The organism is Lentibacillus kimchii, assembly GCF_042666895.1.
Classification (GTDB): Bacteria; Bacillota; Bacilli; order Bacillales; family Amphibacillaceae; genus Lentibacillus; species Lentibacillus kimchii.
In genome coordinates this window covers 180936-196682 of the sequence record NZ_JBHTGR010000005.1, presented here as the reverse complement: position 1 = coordinate 196682, position 15747 = coordinate 180936, and the positions used below count along the sequence as shown (strand labels likewise).

General features: G+C 45.2%; 16 protein-coding genes and 2 pseudogenes. 13 read left to right on the top strand and 5 right to left on the bottom strand.

Annotation, left to right across the window (positions count from 1 at the left end; genetic code table 11):
• Positions 1–141 precede the first annotated feature (141 nt).
• From ACFQU8_RS03775 to ACFQU8_RS03750, 6 genes are all read left to right on the top strand, one after another.
• Positions 142–741, top strand: a complete 600-nt coding sequence (locus ACFQU8_RS03775; RefSeq protein WP_382357838.1) for a Dph6-related ATP pyrophosphatase — start codon at positions 142–144, stop codon at positions 739–741.
• Positions 742–772: 31 nt separating this feature from the next.
• Positions 773–1327: an SLOG family protein gene (locus tag ACFQU8_RS03770; protein ID WP_382357837.1), complete on the top strand. Its 555-nt coding sequence runs from the start codon at positions 773–775 to the stop codon at positions 1325–1327.
• 136 nt (positions 1328–1463) lie between these two features.
• Complete coding sequence (locus ACFQU8_RS03765; RefSeq protein WP_382357836.1) at positions 1464–1616, top strand: small acid-soluble spore protein P; 153 nt, start codon at positions 1464–1466, stop codon at positions 1614–1616.
• A 137-nt stretch (positions 1617–1753) separates the two neighbouring features.
• Positions 1754–2533, top strand: coding sequence for an ABC transporter ATP-binding protein (locus ACFQU8_RS03760; protein ID WP_382357835.1), 780 nt, complete (start codon positions 1754–1756; stop codon positions 2531–2533).
• 8 nt (positions 2534–2541) lie between these two features.
• On the top strand, positions 2542–4284 hold the full coding sequence (locus ACFQU8_RS03755) for a putative ABC transporter permease subunit (RefSeq protein WP_382357834.1): 1743 nt from the start codon (positions 2542–2544) through the stop codon (positions 4282–4284).
• A 70-nt stretch (positions 4285–4354) separates the two neighbouring features.
• Positions 4355–5137 (top strand): HAD family hydrolase, encoded by a 783-nt coding sequence (locus ACFQU8_RS03750; protein ID WP_382357833.1) that lies wholly within the window; start codon positions 4355–4357, stop codon positions 5135–5137.
• A gap of 185 nt (positions 5138–5322) precedes the next feature.
• On the opposite strand, the gene ACFQU8_RS03745 is transcribed toward ACFQU8_RS03750, so the two are convergent.
• Positions 5323–5754, bottom strand: a complete 432-nt coding sequence (locus ACFQU8_RS03745) for a DUF5392 family protein (protein WP_382357832.1) — start codon at positions 5752–5754, stop codon at positions 5323–5325.
• Positions 5755–5909: 155 nt separating this feature from the next.
• Here ACFQU8_RS03745 and ACFQU8_RS03740 point away from each other — a divergent pair, with 155 nt between their 5' ends.
• From ACFQU8_RS03740 to ACFQU8_RS03725, 4 genes are all read left to right on the top strand, one after another.
• On the top strand, positions 5910–6242 hold the full coding sequence (locus tag ACFQU8_RS03740; RefSeq protein ID WP_382357830.1) for a tRNA-binding protein: 333 nt from the start codon (positions 5910–5912) through the stop codon (positions 6240–6242).
• 69 nt (positions 6243–6311) lie between these two features.
• Complete coding sequence (locus ACFQU8_RS03735; protein ID WP_382357829.1) at positions 6312–6698, top strand: VOC family protein; 387 nt, start codon at positions 6312–6314, stop codon at positions 6696–6698.
• 41 nt (positions 6699–6739) lie between these two features.
• Positions 6740–8122: an FAD-binding oxidoreductase gene (locus ACFQU8_RS03730; RefSeq protein WP_382357921.1), complete on the top strand. Its 1383-nt coding sequence runs from the start codon at positions 6740–6742 to the stop codon at positions 8120–8122.
• A gap of 78 nt (positions 8123–8200) precedes the next feature.
• On the top strand, positions 8201–9079 hold the full coding sequence (locus ACFQU8_RS03725) for a cytochrome c oxidase assembly protein (protein ID WP_382357828.1): 879 nt from the start codon (positions 8201–8203) through the stop codon (positions 9077–9079).
• A gap of 51 nt (positions 9080–9130) precedes the next feature.
• Here ACFQU8_RS03725 and ACFQU8_RS03720 read toward each other — a convergent pair whose 3' ends face one another.
• From ACFQU8_RS03720 to ACFQU8_RS14220, 3 genes and pseudogenes are all read right to left on the bottom strand, one after another.
• On the bottom strand, positions 9131–9325 hold the full coding sequence (locus ACFQU8_RS03720; protein WP_382357827.1) for a Spo0E family sporulation regulatory protein-aspartic acid phosphatase: 195 nt from the start codon (positions 9323–9325) through the stop codon (positions 9131–9133).
• Between the two features lie 258 nt (positions 9326–9583).
• Positions 9584–10288: an NAD-dependent protein deacylase gene (locus ACFQU8_RS03715; protein WP_382357826.1), complete on the bottom strand. Its 705-nt coding sequence runs from the start codon at positions 10286–10288 to the stop codon at positions 9584–9586.
• Between the two features lie 175 nt (positions 10289–10463).
• Positions 10464–10802: pseudogene (locus ACFQU8_RS14220) on the bottom strand (hypothetical protein).
• A gap of 120 nt (positions 10803–10922) precedes the next feature.
• On the opposite strand from ACFQU8_RS14220, the pseudogene rocD reads away from it, so the two are divergent.
• The 3 genes and pseudogenes from rocD to ACFQU8_RS03695 all read left to right on the top strand — a co-directional run.
• Positions 10923–12054: pseudogene (gene rocD, locus ACFQU8_RS03705) on the top strand (ornithine--oxo-acid transaminase); the annotation flags it as partial.
• Between the two features lie 35 nt (positions 12055–12089).
• Positions 12090–13361, top strand: coding sequence for a Glu/Leu/Phe/Val family dehydrogenase (locus tag ACFQU8_RS03700; RefSeq protein ID WP_382357824.1), 1272 nt, complete (start codon positions 12090–12092; stop codon positions 13359–13361).
• A 227-nt stretch (positions 13362–13588) separates the two neighbouring features.
• Positions 13589–15004: a hypothetical protein gene (locus tag ACFQU8_RS03695; protein ID WP_382357823.1), complete on the top strand. Its 1416-nt coding sequence runs from the start codon at positions 13589–13591 to the stop codon at positions 15002–15004.
• A gap of 109 nt (positions 15005–15113) precedes the next feature.
• Here the strand turns inward: ACFQU8_RS03695 and ACFQU8_RS03690 are convergent, their stop codons facing one another.
• Positions 15114–15563 (bottom strand): FixH family protein, encoded by a 450-nt coding sequence (locus ACFQU8_RS03690; RefSeq protein WP_382357822.1) that lies wholly within the window; start codon positions 15561–15563, stop codon positions 15114–15116.
• Positions 15564–15747: the final 184 nt, after the last annotated feature.

The following is a 15747-nucleotide window of genomic DNA, read 5'->3' as shown; positions in this document are numbered from 1 at the left end:
AGTTACTATAGCTATGCATAACCAGCGTATCGAAAATGGCAGGGTCCGTCCAGCTGGTAAACGCAGCGATAAAACTGCTAGCATGGCTATAGAAGTAAGTATATAATGAATGAAAACATGCTGGTAAAGGGGGAGGTAGTGGTGCCAAAGCAAGTAGCCCTGTCGTTCAGCGGCGGGAAGGACAGTTGTCTGGCGCTCTATTATTTGCAGAAGCAGGGTGTGGACGTTAAGTGTTTACTGACGACGGTATTGGAGGACAGCAAGGAAACAGTAGCCCATAACGAAAAACTGGAACGTGTCGAACGGCAAGCGGAGCGGCTGGACATTCCTGTTTATTTTATTGAGACGAATTTTCCCACGTATGAGGATGATTTTATCTGGTATATCAGCGACATGAAACAGCGCTACGGTATTGACGGCATGGCTTTTGGCGATATTTATCTGCAGGGTCACCGTGAATGGGGCGAGAAGCTGGCTGCACGGGCTGGTGTCGAGCCTGTTTACCCCCTATGGTCGGAACAAGCGAAAGCTGCGGGATGGCTATGTGACTTTATCGCTCTGGGTTTTGAAGCGGAGGTTATTAAGGTGGATTCCGAAAAACTTCCGCAAAACTGGGCTGGCCGTAAACTGGATCAGTCATTTGTTTCCGATATCATGACTTATTCGGATGTTTGTCCAATGGGCGAATCAGGCGAGTATCATACGTATGTCCATGACGGCCCTATTTTCAGGCCGGATTGATCGGGTAAAAAACCCGGAAAGGCGGAAGGTTATGAAAGTGCTTCTGGTAACAGGTTATAAACCAATGGAAATTAATATCTTTCAGCCGGATGATGAACGGATTAACATCATTAAGGCGGCGATTGAACAACGATTGATTGGCTTGATCGACGAAGGGCTTGAGTGGGTGCTGATTTCCGGCAAAAGGGGTGTTGAACAATGGGCCGGTGAAGTGGCGCTAAATCTGCGCGACCAATATGGTCTTAAACTGGCGCTTATCCCGCCGTTTGAACATCAGGACGGGCGCTGGCCTGAGTCAATTCAGGAACTTTATCAGGGGCTTATGGCTTCTGCTGATTTTTACAAACCGCTTTATCAAGGCGATTATCGTGGGCCTTACCAGTATCAGGCGAGCAACAAGTGGCTGGTTGCTAAAAGTGATAGCTGTCTGATGCTTTTGGATGAGGATTTCCAGGGCAGTAATCAGTATATTTATCAGGAAATCCAGACATACGAAGGGGATTATCCGTTGTACCAGATTACGCCCGCTGATCTTGAGGACATAAAAGATGATGAGCAAATGACAGATCCCGACTATTGGCAGTGAGTTTATTTTTACCGTCTGACCGCTCATTTAAACGGGAAAGCCGAAAATGCGGTAATCATATAATTTCCTGATTTTCTGCAGGATAAATTCATTATTTCCTCAAACGCTAAGCAGGAACCACAAAGGAGGCAAATGAATGGGTGGCAAACCGAAAGGACCTAAGCAGCAGAAAGAACCGGACTTGCCAGAGAGCCCAAAACAGCCTTATGGTGAACCGCTAAAGGGATCTCACAAGGATAAACAGCGCAATCATTCAGGACAAAAGCATAATCCGCATCACGGTTTGTAAGGATCTTATTAAAAAAGCACACACGCCGCTGTGTGCTTTTTAATGCTCTGGTAATGACGCAAAAGTCTATAAATCGCACCGGCATCAGTTGTTAATTTCTGCTATAATGGAATGAAACATTTTGGGGAGGAAGAATCATGCATGCGGCACTTGAATTGACGAATCTTGCTAAATCATATCGGAAACATCAGGCCGTCCAGGATTTGAATCTTGCCGTGCAAAAAGGGGAATTGTTTGGATTTCTTGGACCAAATGGTGCAGGCAAAACGACAACGATTAAAATGCTCACCGGATTGCTGGAGCCGACGAATGGTTCCGCAGAAATTTCGGGTATCGATATCTGGCAGCATCCGCTGAAAGCGAAAGAAAAGCTTGCTTATGTACCGGATCAGCCCAATCTTTATCCCAAATTAACCGGATGGGACTATCTTGAATTTGTTGCATCCGTTTTTCAGCTGCAGAAAGACTGGTTCCAGGAAAGGGCGAATGAACTTCTGGCCAGTTTCAATCTCACGGAACAGGCGAATGACCTTATCGAAAGTTATTCACACGGGATGAAACAAAAAATAGCCTTATGCGGTGCACTGATCCACGAGCCGGATGTGCTGTTTATGGACGAGCCGACGGTGGGACTTGATCCGAAAAGTGCCCGCACGCTGAAAAATCTTCTCCAGCAATTGTGCGCGAGCGGAATGACCGTGTTTTTATCGACCCACATTCTTGAAATAGCTGAAGAAATGTGTGACCGCGTAGGAATCATTTATGAAGGCGAAGTGATTGCGCTGGGAACCATGGATGAGCTGCGGGGCGGTGACGATGCCGATAAAAGTCTGGAAGATATCTTTCTTGAATTGACCGGCGGTGAGGATCAGCAGGCGATTATCAGTGAAATGACCAATCATGGTGATGCAACATGATGAAGGCCATGTTAAAAAATCAGTGGAAAATGATGCTTAATTCCATTAAAACACAGCCTGGTAAAAATTATGTCAGTTATGGCATCGTGTTTGCGGTCCTTGCGATGTTACTGCTATGGCTCTCGATGGGGATCTGGTTTATACACGATCTCATCACCGAGCCTGTTTTCACCGGTATGCTTTCATACGGATTTTTGCTGAGCATTGGACTTATTTTGCTGCTGGGCATGCCTCAAGTGTTTAAACAGCTGTATTCAGCGACAGATTTGAATTTGTTATTTACCATGCCCATTCCGACACGGATTATCTTTTGGGTTAAATATTTACAAAGCTTTGCCGGGATTCCCTTACTTGTATTTGTGTTTTTAATCATCCCTGTTTACGTTTATGGCGCGGCGACCGGTGTCAGCTGGCTGTATTACCCGGTTGTGATGCTTGTACTAATAGCCTTCGTTGTTATAGGTCTTTCACTTGCCTACCTGGCTAATTTGCTGCTGGTTCAGATTATTCCTGCAGCGAAAGCCAGCGAGTTTATGACTGTTATGAGTTTGCTTTCCGGCCTGCTGACATATGGTCTGTTTATGCTGCCCACACTGCTGAACGAACGTCCATTGTCTGAATTGATTTTGGAAGGATTGCCGTTATTTCCAGAATGGGCTCCCGTAACATGGGGGAGTCAGGCGATTATAGCAGCATCAGCCGGTTCGCTTGATTTTCTGCTGCCGTTTCTTATGATACTGACACTTGCTGCTGTCATCGTTATGCTGACGCTGGCACTGGTGGAAAAAGGATTCCGCACAGGCTGGGTGCGATTGAATGAAGGCGGTGGGAAAAAGCAGCGAAAAGGTTCCCGGAAGACGGCTCGGTCTCAATTGCATCACCCGGCGATCGCTGTCGGCAAAAAAGAATGGCTGACCGTTAAGCGCGATATGCGTGAATGGCTCGTGTTTATGCCGCTTGTCTTTTTTCTTGTGTTTGGTTTTGTTGGTGCCCTGTCAGGCGGAGCGGATCTCAGTGATTTGCGGGGTTCCGCGGAAATAAGCTGGCCGATTGCTCAAGTTTTATTGCTGTTTATGTACGCCATGTTTAACGGCCAATTGGCTGCTTCGGCTATTGCGCGGGAAGCCTTATCCATTTGGCTGCTGCGTGTCTTGCCGCTATCTGGCAGACATATTGCGCTTGGCAAGCTGTGGATCAGCTGGCTGCTGTCATTTTTACTTTTAACAGTGATTGAGATCATTATAGGCCTCTTTTTAGGGTGGTCCGTTACACAGTTTCTCACTGGTATTGCTATAAAAGCTGTGATAACAACTGGCATCAGCAGCATTGGCATATGGTTTGGAACAATCGGTGCCAAATATAACCCGTCAAATCCGCAGAACAGATTAACCTTTGGCACCAGTTTTATGCTTATCATCGTTTCATTCGTGTATCTATTCGTAACACTGATTCCATTTATTATCGTCCTGATACCGGTTGACGCGATGAATGTTACCGGCTCAGCCAGCCAAAGCAGCCTAGGAATTTTCAGCATGGTATCAAGTTTGATTCATACGCTTTTGAGCTGGAAAGCAGCTTATCCGGTTATGGTTATGGCATCCGGTATTATTCTGATGGCTGCTGTCTCCTTAGGTATTGCGTATTTGTTCATCGTGATGAGTGCACGTCGCCTAGATCAGGGTATTGAAATTGATATGGTGCAGAGTGCTGCGTCAAAACCATCACTTGGAAACAAATCTGGCCGTCTTTAACTCATTTTCAAAGGGGAATTGTGTTATTATTTAGTCAGCAGATAAACATCTCAGGGAGGGGGGTGAGTCTATGCTTAAGGCTATTTTTCTGGATTTGGATAATACCTTGATATGGGATAAAAAAAGTGTCGATGAAGCATTAAAAACAGCGTGTGAGCTGGCTGCAGAAAAATCGGATGCTGATCCAGGGCAGCTGGAACAAGCGATCCGGGAACGAGCGCCAGAGTTGTTTACATCCTTCGATACATATAATCTTGGCGATAGAATAGGCATTAGCCCTTTGGAAGGGTTATGGGCTGATGCTGATAATGAGCACCCAGGTGTCCAGCTGACAAAAATGCTGCCAGAATACAGAAGGAAAACCTGGACAACAGCCTTACAGCAGGCAGAGGTTGATGATCCGCATTTAGCAGGCGAGATCGCTGAAACGTTTAAACAAGAACGCGAGACCCGTCAGTTTGTCTATGAGGAAACATTTGAGGTATTAAATAAACTGCGGGAACATTACCAGCTGCTTTTGCTGACGAACGGGTTAACGGGACTCCAGCAGAAAAAATTGAGCATAACACCGGCATTAAAAGCCTATTTTGACCAGATTGTCATATCTGGATCGTATGGAAAGGGAAAACCGGATCCAGCTATTTTTGAGCATGCGTGTGGCTTAACGTCTGTTCATCAGAATGAGGCATTGATGGTGGGCGATAATCCTTATACCGATATAGCGGGGGCAGCAAGAGCAGGTATTCCGTCCGTGTGGCTTAATCATCATGCAGAGGATGTGCAGGATGTGAGGCCGACTTATGAGGTATCACGGTTGAGCGAGCTGCTGGAAGTCGTGGCGAAATTGAAGTGAAATAAAAACAGCGACCATACAACAAGCAGGTGCACAAGGGGTGTGCCTGCTTGTTGTATGGTCGCTCTATATGCGGACAGGCTGCACGTTCACTTCTCGCTGTGCAATTCCTTTTCTGCGTATTGTGTCAGGTCGGTTTCGCTGACAGCAATTGTTGAAAGCAGCTCCTTTATATCACATTTTTATTATTTCTGCCGCTGATGTTCATCTGACAGGAAGTTAAAGAAGGTTTGCAGACTAGACCTTGGTTTGGCTTTAATCTCATTAATATATTGATCTTTCATATAATCATTCACAAGCTCACTGGATTTAATACGCTGAATGATATGATCCATCCCTATTTGCCGTATTTCTTTGTTCACATGTCTGGATTCCTTGAACAAGGCAGCGCCAATAGCTCCTAAAAGTGCGTAGATACCGAGTGACAGCAGCATGTCTGATTGGTATCCCGTGATGACGAGCATAATAAACAGATTAATAATTGAAATAATCAGAAATGGGATGGCAATCATCATATATTTCGTGCTTTTATTCAGTTGTGGCTTAACCAGTTCATCAATAGCCTCCAATTCCTTCTCAATGAATTGAGGCATGTTTTTAAACGTCCATTGACTCATATACGTTATCCGCTCCTTAAGTTTATTATATAATGCTTTCGTCGGTCTGTCATGTTAAATGCCTCTGGAGAAAACTGCGGCATAGGCAGGAAAATAACGATCGTTAAGCGAATTATATTATAAACCAATTAAGTGACATAACTGGAGGTGTGAACATGGCAACACTTGATGACTTTAATCAACTTGATATGCGTGTCGGAACAGTTTTAAAAGCTGAACCTCTTCAGGGAGCGAAAAAACCAGCCATTAAACTGCAGATCGATTTTGGGGAGGAACTGGGGCGAAAACAATCGTCAGCGCAAATCACCAATCGTTATAGACCTGAACAGATTGTCGGACGTCAAGTCGTCGGTGTCGTTAATATGCTGCCAATGCGCGTTGCTGGATTTAAATCAGAAGTACTGGTGCTTGGCGGTGTTCAGAACGAACATGATGTCATGCTGCTGCGGCCGGACGAGCCAGTCACCAATGGCACGCATGTATCGTAGGAAAAACGATCGTATGTAAACGAATAGGGCATTCCTGATATACTGGAGTCATTAGAATGGAGGATCAATATGCGGATTAAAATAACCAGTGTTTTTGTAGATGATCTGGAAAAAGCTTTAACGTTTTACACAGAGGTTCTCGGGTTTCAGAAAAAAATGGATACAACGGCAGGTGCGGCTAGATGGATAACGGTTGTCTCACCTGAGGAACCGGACGGTGTTGAATTGCTTTTGGAGCCGAATGACAGTGAGGCAGCACAGACATATCAGCAAGCAATTTACGAGCAGGGTGTTCCGATGACATCATTTGTTGTCGATGATCTTCAGGACGAATATACCCGCCTCGCTGATCAGGGTGTTGTCTTTTTTGCAGAGCCGACTGAAGCAGGTCCAGTGACATTTGCCGTTTTTGATGATACATGCGGCAACTTGATTCAGCTTTCGCAGGCACGGTAGTGAATACCTGCCGGTCATTACCAAAAGGGAGTGTGAAGATTATGCCGGGAACGGGAACAACGATGCAGCTTGTGACAGAGCTGCAGACAATCTTAGCGGAAGAACGTGTCACTGCCAACGATACGCTTTTGGCGCAGCACAGTTCTGATGAATCGTACCACACAGCACATTTGCCGGACATTGTTGTGTTTCCGGAAACAGCTGAGGAGATCCGTGCGGTAATCAATTGTGCGGATGCCTATGATGTGCCTGTTACACCATATGGTTACGGATCCAGTTTAGAGGCCAGTGTTATTCCGCAACAGGGTGGTATCGTCGTTGATTTTGCCAACATGGATAAAATTTTAAATGTAAGAGAAAATGATTTCCTTGTCACAGTGCAGCCGGGTGTTACTCGCTCGCAACTGGAGAAAGAACTTAAGAAATACGGACTGTTTTTCCCTGTTGATCCCGGCGCAGATGCGACACTTGGGGGTATGGCAGCAACGAATGCCAGTGGGACGACATCCGTTAAGTATGGCATCATGCGGGATAACGTACGTGATTTGGAAGTTGTTACGGCTGATGGATCGATCATCCACACCGGTAATTTGGCTGCCAAATCGTCGTCAGGCTATCACCTGAATGGGTTGTTCGTTGGGTCAGAAGGGACATTGGGCTGTTTTAGTGAACTGACATTGCAAGTAACTGGCATTCCGGAACATATTCTGGCGGGAAGAGCCGAATTCACAAGTGTTGATGATGCGGTGAACGCCGTGATTGCCATTATGCAGTCGGGTATCCCTGTAGCTCGGGTGGAACTCGTCGATGAAGAAGCTATTACGCAGATGAATCTATACAGCGAAACCGACTATCCGGAAGTGCCTACATTATTTCTGGAGCTGCATGGCAATGAAGCCGGATTGCAGCAAGACGTACAATTTATGGAAAATATCGTCACTGATATGAATTGCCGGCAAGTGGAATTTGAAACGGATACAGCTGGCCGCAACAAATTGTGGGAAGCCCGTCACAATGCAGCTTATGCCTTTATTCATAATCACCCAGGCCGAAAACAGATGGTAACGGATGTCTGTGTTCCTATTTCCGAGCTGGCCGGTGCCATTAAGGATGCGCGCACCGCCATTTCTGATTCAGGCCTTCCGGGCGGCATTGTCGGCCATGTTGGGGACGGAAATTATCATATTTTATTGATGCTGAATCCGGATGACCCGGACGCTATTGAGCGGGCTGATATGCTGAATGAACGGATTGTCAGTTATGCGCTTGAACGTGGTGGCACATGCACTGGCGAGCACGGTGTCGGCACGGGTAAACGAAAATATCAGGAGCGGGAACATGGTGAGGCGCTCCGAGTCATGCGCAGCATCAAACAAGCACTCGATCCGCATGATAGACTGAATCCAGGGAAAGTTATCGAGTAACGCCGGTGAAGCCATAAAACATAAATCTCTGCATCTCTAACAAATCAAGACGCCAATCCAGATTAGGGGTGATACATGATGCACCATGTATTGGCGAATCATGCATGGTATGAGCTGACTGGCCCTGTGACACTGGTGGTAACAGGGCTTTTGTGTTACTGGTATATCAGCAAAATGATTAGATCGCCTCATGTTTCGGCGACATATACACAGCGGATGTATTTTTTTCTGGCTATCAGTTTGTTTTTCCTTGTCAAAGGGACACCATTTGCTGTGATTGCCGACCATTATTTGTTCAGTGCTCTGTTATCTCAGCTCTCGTTTATGGCGTTTGTCATCATGCCGTTGTTTATTCTCAGTTTGCCTGAGCAGTATGTAGCGGCCTTTTTTTGGAATCACCGGCGTGCGGAAGCGGCGAGGCTGATACTGAATCATCCATGGTTTTTGGCAATCATGTTTAACGTCCTTATCTCGATTTATCTGATTCCGCCGGTTTTTAGCGTTATTCATGAAAGCACATCATTGCAGCTTCTCTTTGAGGTATTGTTTATGAGTCTTGCCTTTTTGACATGGTGGGTGATTATTCAGCCATTGACTGCAGTGGCCGGTCACAGTTACTTTAAACGAATTGTTCTCGTATTTTTTATGGCGATGTTTTTGATGCCGGCTGGATTTTATCTGCTGGTCGCACAAGAACCAATGTACGGAACATATGCTACTGCATCAAGTGCCCTGTTGCCAGTTTTGACAGCGGTTTATGATCAGCAGGCGGCAGGCGGTGTGCTGAAAATTTTACAGCTTACCAGCTATGCATTTGCGTTGTATTATCTGCTGAAAAGATGGGGGTTGCGTGAAGAAAAGGATGAAGGCAACGTCAATGACGATACACGTGTTGTCCAGGGAGTTGTCATCCAATTGAATGAATACAACCAGCAGAAAAAAGGCAGAAAACGGTGAAAACCTGTCCGTTTAGTGACCATAACGGAAAATATCTGTGATGGAGCTTGACTATCCTGTCAGCACGAAGAATTGACAATCGCTATGTTTCTTTAAATTCAGCAGGTTATCAAGCTGTCTGCTGCATCTCAGGGTTCTTTCGTCGTTTAAGCCATAAGTCATGCCGGTATCGACCAATTTTTGACGTTTATCAGCAATAGCCGTCAGCAGATCTTCACGGCTCTGTGCAAGCGTAGTATGATGCATCGTCCTCATGCTCCCTTTCAAATGGTGTGAGTTTGGGGCGTTTATTTCTCAAAACGCACAAGAACTATTATGGCATCTTGAAATTAAAATGCAATCGCTTCGGCAATAAAAGTCATAACATTACAGAAAGCGACAGGACTTATTTGAAAGCTGATGCATGATGAGCCATTGTCAGCCGAACAGAAGACTTCACCGAATGAGCTGCAATCTGTGGGGCATGCAGGCTTCGCCGTTCACACTTGTGTCCCAATTTTATCACTAGCGATGCCATTCCTGTAATACGTCACCAATGTTTCGTCTGTTAATCACGTGATCGGCATAGCTGTCAAGTTCTGTCGGATCACGATTGACAATTACGAGCCGGGCGCCATTTTCCCGGGCAAGAAGCGGTAACTGATTGGCTGGTGATACACTTAATGAAGACCCCAGCACAATAAACAGATCGGCTTTTTCCGCTTCAGAAACGGCAAACTGGAAGGCCTTCTGTGGCAGTGTTTCTCCGAAAAGAACAAGAGAAGGCCGTAAAACACCACCGCACGTGCAATAATAGACGTGATTAACGTAGGCCTGACTGTCATATTCCCAGCCGCAGGATTGACAATGCAGTTTTGTTAGTGAGCCATGAAGCTCCGCAACATTGTGACTGCCAGCTTTCTGGTGAAAGCCATCGACGTTCTGAGTAATGATGGATTTAACCTGATTTTCCTTTTCCCACGCCGCTAAAATAGCATGGCCTTTATGAGGTTGGTAGTCCTGAACTTTGAGCACGCGACTCCGGTAAAAATCGATAAATTCTTCAACATTGTTATTCAAGGCTTCGGTACTGGCAACCTGGCTTGGATCTTTTTGCTGCCATAAGCCTTCGTTAGCGGAACGGAAATCAGGCAGACCGCTCTCAGTGGACATGCCAGCGCCGGTGAATACAACAGTATAATGTGAGTTAGTAAGCCACTCCTTGACCATAGGACATTCCTCCTGTTACGTGATTACTATAAAACGTGTTGACGCGTCATGCGAATCCTGTGTATGGCCCTTGCAGCTAGGTTACTGGACGTATGAACCCGTTTATTAAAGGCCAAACTTCCGCATCCGCCGATTGCGCTTTGAGCGACTGTTTCTCTGCGTTCTCATGTGTGTTTTATAAATCAGCTGCGAATTCACGCGGTTCCTGCTGATATTTTCCCCGCAGGTTGACGGGTAGACTGTCAACTGTGATAATATCATCATCGAGGATCAAATTCATAGTACCTTCGATTGTGTGTTCCAGTTCCCGGACGTTTCCGGGCTAATCATGCTCTTGGAGGATTTGTCTGACGCGTGAACTGATTCCTTTAATATCCATTTCAAATGAGGCATTGTACTTGTCGATAAACTTCTGTGTTAAAAGGTCAATATCTTCTTTTCGTTCACGCAGCAGCGGGACAAATAGTGACACAGGGTATATGCCAAATAAATTTGCACTTATAAATCTTAACATATCATGAAAGTCTGCCATATCAAAAGAAGGTATATTTGGCATGGATTTTGCTATTAAACTGGTGTATAATAAATAGGGAGGTCCTTTTGTTATGAGCGAATCAAAAGCAATCATTAACAGACGGAAAACTATGGTGCGCCAAATTATAAACCACTTCCAGTCGTGATCTCGGAAGCAGAAGGTGTATGGGTGAACGATCCTGAGGGCAATCAATACATGGCTATGTTAAGCTCTTATTTGGCGCTCAATCATGGCCATCGTCATCCCAAAGTCATGAGGACTCTTCAAAAGCAGGCAGGGCGTGTTACACTGACATCCCGTGCTTTTCATAATGATCAGCTTGGCCCATTTTATGAGAAAGTATCAAAAGTAACCGGCAAAACTATGGTGCTGCCAATGAACTCAGGCACTTAAGCAGTCGAGACAGCTCTTAAGGCAGCACGCCGCTGGAGTTACGATAAAAAAAGGATTCCTGAAGATCAGGCCGAAATCATAGCATGTGACGATAACTTCCACGGTCATACGATGGCGCCTGTTTCATTATCCACCGACCCCGATAACAAATGCGGATATGGTCCGATCTTCCAGGGCTAAAGGTGATTTCATACGGTGGTATTGAAGCACTGAAAGAGGCTATAACACCTAATACGGCTGCATTTCTGATGGAGCCAATTCAAAGCGAGGCAGGCATCAATATTCCGCCAGCAGAAGGTTTTTCTGAAAGAGGCATATGATGTGTGCCGTGATCAGAATGTGCTGTAGTTTCAGTCAGGATTTGGACGGACAGGCAAAATGTTGAATCCGATGTTTATATACTCGGTAAAGCACCTGGCGGCGGTGTTATGCCAATATCATGTATTGCGGCAAATTGCGATGTGCTGGATGTCTTTAACCCAGGATCACATGGCTCAACATTCGGGGGCAATTCGCTGGCGTATGCTGTGTCTGTCACAGCTCTCGATGTCATTGAAGAAGAACATTTAGCGGAACGGTCCCTTAAACTCGGGAATCATTTCCTGGAAAAACTAAAAGGGCTTGATAATCCTGCTATTAAGGAAGTGCGCGGAAGAGGACTGTTTGTGGGCGTCGAGCTTTATGAACCGGCAAGAAGTTGTTGTGAGGCACTGAAAGAAGCCGGTCTGCTTTGCAAAGAGACACATGAAATTGTTATTTGATTTGCACCCCCCGCTGATTATTAGTGAGGAAGATCTATTGGGCAATTGATAAAATTTATCAAGTCTTGTCCAACTAAGTAATCATTACAAGTCAAGGAAGTGAAGCATACCAATGGTTAATAAAACGGAGAATGAACAAACGGGTGAATCCGTTGATTTGATGGATTCAACACAGGTTACGATTAAAGAGGCGCTCGATAATCTGGGTTATCCCGATGAGGTCTACCAATTATTGAAAGAACCAATGCGGACGCTTACAGTGCGGTTTCCTGTTCGTATGGATGACGGAAAAGTCCAGATATTTACGGGTTATCGTGTTCAACACAGTGATGCAGTTGGACCGACAAAAGGCGGCGTCCGTTTTCATCCGGATGTCAATGAGACAGAGGTTAAAGCATTGGCTATATGGATGAGCATGAAGAGCGGTATTCTGGATATTCCGTACGGCGGCGGCAAAGGCGGTATCATTTGTGATCCGCGGGAGATGTCTTTCCGGGAAATAGAAGGCATCAGTCGTGAATATGTCCGCGCAATCAGCCAGATTGTCGGACCAACAAAAGATATTCCGGCACCCGACGTGTTTACAAACTCGCAGATTATGGCTTGGATGGTTGACGAATACAGCAAGATCAGTGAGTTTGATTCACCAGGGTTTATTACCGGAAAGCCAATTGCACTGGGTGGCTCACAAGGCCGTGATACGGCAACGGCTAAAGGCGTTACTATCTGTGTTGAAGAAGCAGCCCGGAAGCGTGGCATGGATCTGCACGGGGCGAAGATCATTGTCCAGGGATTCGGTAATGCCGGCAGTTATTTGTCGAAATTTATGCATGATGAAGGTGCGAAAGTTGTCGGCATTTCAGACGCATACGGTGCCATTTACGATGCAAATGGTCTTGATGTTGATTACTTGCTGGAAAAGCGGGACAGCTTCGGTACAGTAACCAATCAATTTGACAATCCTATATCGAATAAGGAATTGTTTTCCCAGGACTGTGACATCCTTATTCCGGCTGCAATTGCTAATCAGATTACAGAGGAAAATGCCCGGGATATCAAGGCATCTATTATTGTGGAAGCCGCAAATGGTCCCACGACACGCGAAGCTACAAAAATTCTGACAGATCGCGGTGTTTTGCTCGTTCCGGATGTGCTTGCAAGTTCCGGTGGCGTGACTGTATCCTACTTTGAGTGGGTACAGAATAACCAAGGCTATTACTGGAGTGCTGAAAACGTTGCCAATATGCTGCAGTCGAACCTTGTCAATGCGTTTAATAAAGTTTATGACGCATCTGAAACACACAAGGTCAATATGCGATTGGCAGCCTTTATGGTAGGCATCCGCAGATTGGCTGAGGCTGTTCGATTCCGCGGCTGGGTCTAAGTCACTGCATGAGCGCTCAAACATGTTTAGTCAGACATGTTTGGGCGCTTGTTATGTTTATGGATGAAGACGCAGCATAGATATATCTCAGCACGATCGCCAGACACTGAGATTAGAGAGTGTTGTTTTTAAATGTGTGGCTCAATGCATGTCTTTTAGCCATATTTGGCAACAGCTTCAAAACTGAGTAACATAAGGTCCGGAATACGTTTGAGAGGAACATCAAAATGAATGTCACCACAGACGCAAAACTGCTCAGATTTGTTATTTTTCTTTATGTGCTGCTGTATTTTGTTAATTACTTTCTTAAAATGGATGTGCTAACAGCTATTCAAGCGACTCTGGGGCTGATCATGCTGGTTCTGGCAGGTGTCAGTTTCAGGGTTAAGCACTTTAAACTCCCGCTTTTCCTTTTTCTGACAGGGTCTGTCATTATGGTGTTGTTTACAGACGGCCCTTTTCTAGGAAATCTGCAAAGCGGGCTGCTGCAAATGAGCAATATTATTGGTCTTTTGGCTGTTGTTCCGATGATCAGCTGGGTATTGCGGTCAGAGCCTTATATTGAGGAAATAATCGGTCTGGCACACAACTTTCTCAACACGAGTCGTAAATTCTACTCGGGCATACTGGTGTTCACACATATTATTGCCTATTTCTTATTGTTTGGCTCCATCCCGATGATGTATGAATTTGTTAATAACATTTTAAAAAATGAGCGGGGCGAGGCATGGGAAAAATTTAAGGGAACTGCTTTGTTGCGCGCGTTCGCTCTTTCGACTCTGTGGGTTATCAGCATTCCCAGCTTCGCTTATGCAGTCGAGGCACTGGATGCGTCATTATTTACGACGATGATGCAAGGCTTAATCACGGCTGCAGCAGCAATGATCGTAGCAATTGGGTTTTCTTACGCTGAAGAGAGACACTATTCGGTTGATTTGACCGCTGCTATTAATACAGAACTTGACAGGATGCGGGAAGATGCTTCAGACAAAAAACAACAGATACGAAAGGCGCTGGAATTCGGCTTTCTGTTCATCTCGCTTTTTGGCACTATTTTTTTCATTTACTCGATTATGAATGTGGAACTGATGGTATTGATTCCAATCGTCATTTTAATTTGGTCGACTAGCTATTTTCTGATTAAGAAGCGGCCAAAAAGGCAGCTCGACGAGGCACAGGACTATTACCGGTACGGTCTATCCGGAAAGGGGTACCAGTTTAGTGTTCTGACAGCAGCAGGTGTCCTCATATTCGGCTTAAATCAAATGGGTATTGGAACAGTGATCGTCGATGGTATTTATGCGCTGCAGGAGTTTGTCCCTTTTATTAATATATTGTACTTCCTGCCGCTAATTGTTATCGTGCTTGGCTTTATGGGACTTGGACCACTTACCGTTATGGTGCTTGTCGCGGGGATTCTTGAAGATATTTCATTGCCTTATCCGCCTGAACTTGTCGTTCTTGCAGTTACGTCAGGCAGTGCTATTTCGATTTTGGTGTCACCGCTGCTTATGCCGGTTATTGTATTAAGTGACACGAACGGCCTGAGCCCTTTGAAGAATGGATTCAAGCATAATTATAAATATGCGATTGTGCTTTATGTTATGGTTCAGATCTATATTCAGTTTATGGTGTATGTTTAGAACACCCCATTTACTATTGGGGTTAAAACAGGTTTATTCTTTTAAGTAACCACTGCGATTATGCCAGGACTGAGACCTGTTATTTAAGGTCACAGCCTGCTTTAGCGATTTAGTGATTGTCACTGCCATTAGCGGTATCAGAATTTTCTTCTGCGTCCCCAACCACTATGGCTTCCTTAGGCATTGTGTGCAGTTCTCGTGCTGACGTATGTGCATATATTTCGTAAACCGCATTATCCTCAAAAGTTACGTCAGCTGTGTAAATTCCGTTTCCCTGGTTAGCTGCTTGCACCATGGAACTGCTGTCTTTATGATCTTGTTTCCAATATTCGAATTGGACTTCCTCTGCATCTTTGACTAACTCATCGCCGTATGTAACGGTCGCTTTTAATGTAACTGTCTCACCCGCCTCTGCTGTTTCGGGCGGATCGAAGTCAACATGAAGGGCGGCCGGTTCTTCATGTTCATCGTCTGCTGTGCTGTCACTGCCCTCACTGCTGCATGCACTGAGCAAAGCCAATGTCAATATGATCAGGGCGGCCCAAATATATTTCTTCATGCTTTGTCCCCCGTTTCTTCTTATACCGAGATTAACACGATTATAGAAAATCAAGTGCTATAAAGCAATCATGTTTGTGTGCATAAATATGAATCTTTTGTGACGGAATTTTGGACTGCAGATGACGCACGCTGTCTACAGGCTTTTCAAATCGTATGTTATGATATGGTTAATGAGAGCCTTC

What these genes read in the sequence shown, in the direction of transcription:
- ACFQU8_RS03740 (WP_382357830.1), top strand. Translation starts at nt 5,910, where the DNA reads ATGGCAACACTTGATGACTTTAATCAACTTGATATGCGTGTCGGAACA.
- ACFQU8_RS03765 (WP_382357836.1), top strand. Translation starts at nt 1,464, where the DNA reads ATGGGTGGCAAACCGAAAGGACCTAAGCAGCAGAAAGAACCGGACTTG.
- ACFQU8_RS03735 (WP_382357829.1), top strand. Translation starts at nt 6,312, where the DNA reads ATGCGGATTAAAATAACCAGTGTTTTTGTAGATGATCTGGAAAAAGCT.
- ACFQU8_RS03725 (WP_382357828.1), top strand. Translation starts at nt 8,201, where the DNA reads ATGCACCATGTATTGGCGAATCATGCATGGTATGAGCTGACTGGCCCT.
- ACFQU8_RS03700 (WP_382357824.1), top strand. Translation starts at nt 12,090, where the DNA reads ATGGTTAATAAAACGGAGAATGAACAAACGGGTGAATCCGTTGATTTG.
- ACFQU8_RS03730 (WP_382357921.1), top strand. Translation starts at nt 6,740, where the DNA reads ATGCCGGGAACGGGAACAACGATGCAGCTTGTGACAGAGCTGCAGACA.
- ACFQU8_RS03695 (WP_382357823.1), top strand. Translation starts at nt 13,589, where the DNA reads ATGAATGTCACCACAGACGCAAAACTGCTCAGATTTGTTATTTTTCTT.
- ACFQU8_RS03770 (WP_382357837.1), top strand. Translation starts at nt 773, where the DNA reads ATGAAAGTGCTTCTGGTAACAGGTTATAAACCAATGGAAATTAATATC.
- ACFQU8_RS03690 (WP_382357822.1), bottom strand. Translation starts at nt 15,563, where the DNA reads ATGAAGAAATATATTTGGGCCGCCCTGATCATATTGACATTGGCTTTG.
- ACFQU8_RS03720 (WP_382357827.1), bottom strand. Translation starts at nt 9,325, where the DNA reads ATGCATCATACTACGCTTGCACAGAGCCGTGAAGATCTGCTGACGGCT.
- ACFQU8_RS03755 (WP_382357834.1), top strand. Translation starts at nt 2,542, where the DNA reads ATGTTAAAAAATCAGTGGAAAATGATGCTTAATTCCATTAAAACACAG.
- ACFQU8_RS03715 (WP_382357826.1), bottom strand. Translation starts at nt 10,288, where the DNA reads ATGGTCAAGGAGTGGCTTACTAACTCACATTATACTGTTGTATTCACC.
- ACFQU8_RS03760 (WP_382357835.1), top strand. Translation starts at nt 1,754, where the DNA reads ATGCATGCGGCACTTGAATTGACGAATCTTGCTAAATCATATCGGAAA.
- ACFQU8_RS03745 (WP_382357832.1), bottom strand. Translation starts at nt 5,754, where the DNA reads ATGAGTCAATGGACGTTTAAAAACATGCCTCAATTCATTGAGAAGGAA.
- ACFQU8_RS03750 (WP_382357833.1), top strand. Translation starts at nt 4,355, where the DNA reads ATGCTTAAGGCTATTTTTCTGGATTTGGATAATACCTTGATATGGGAT.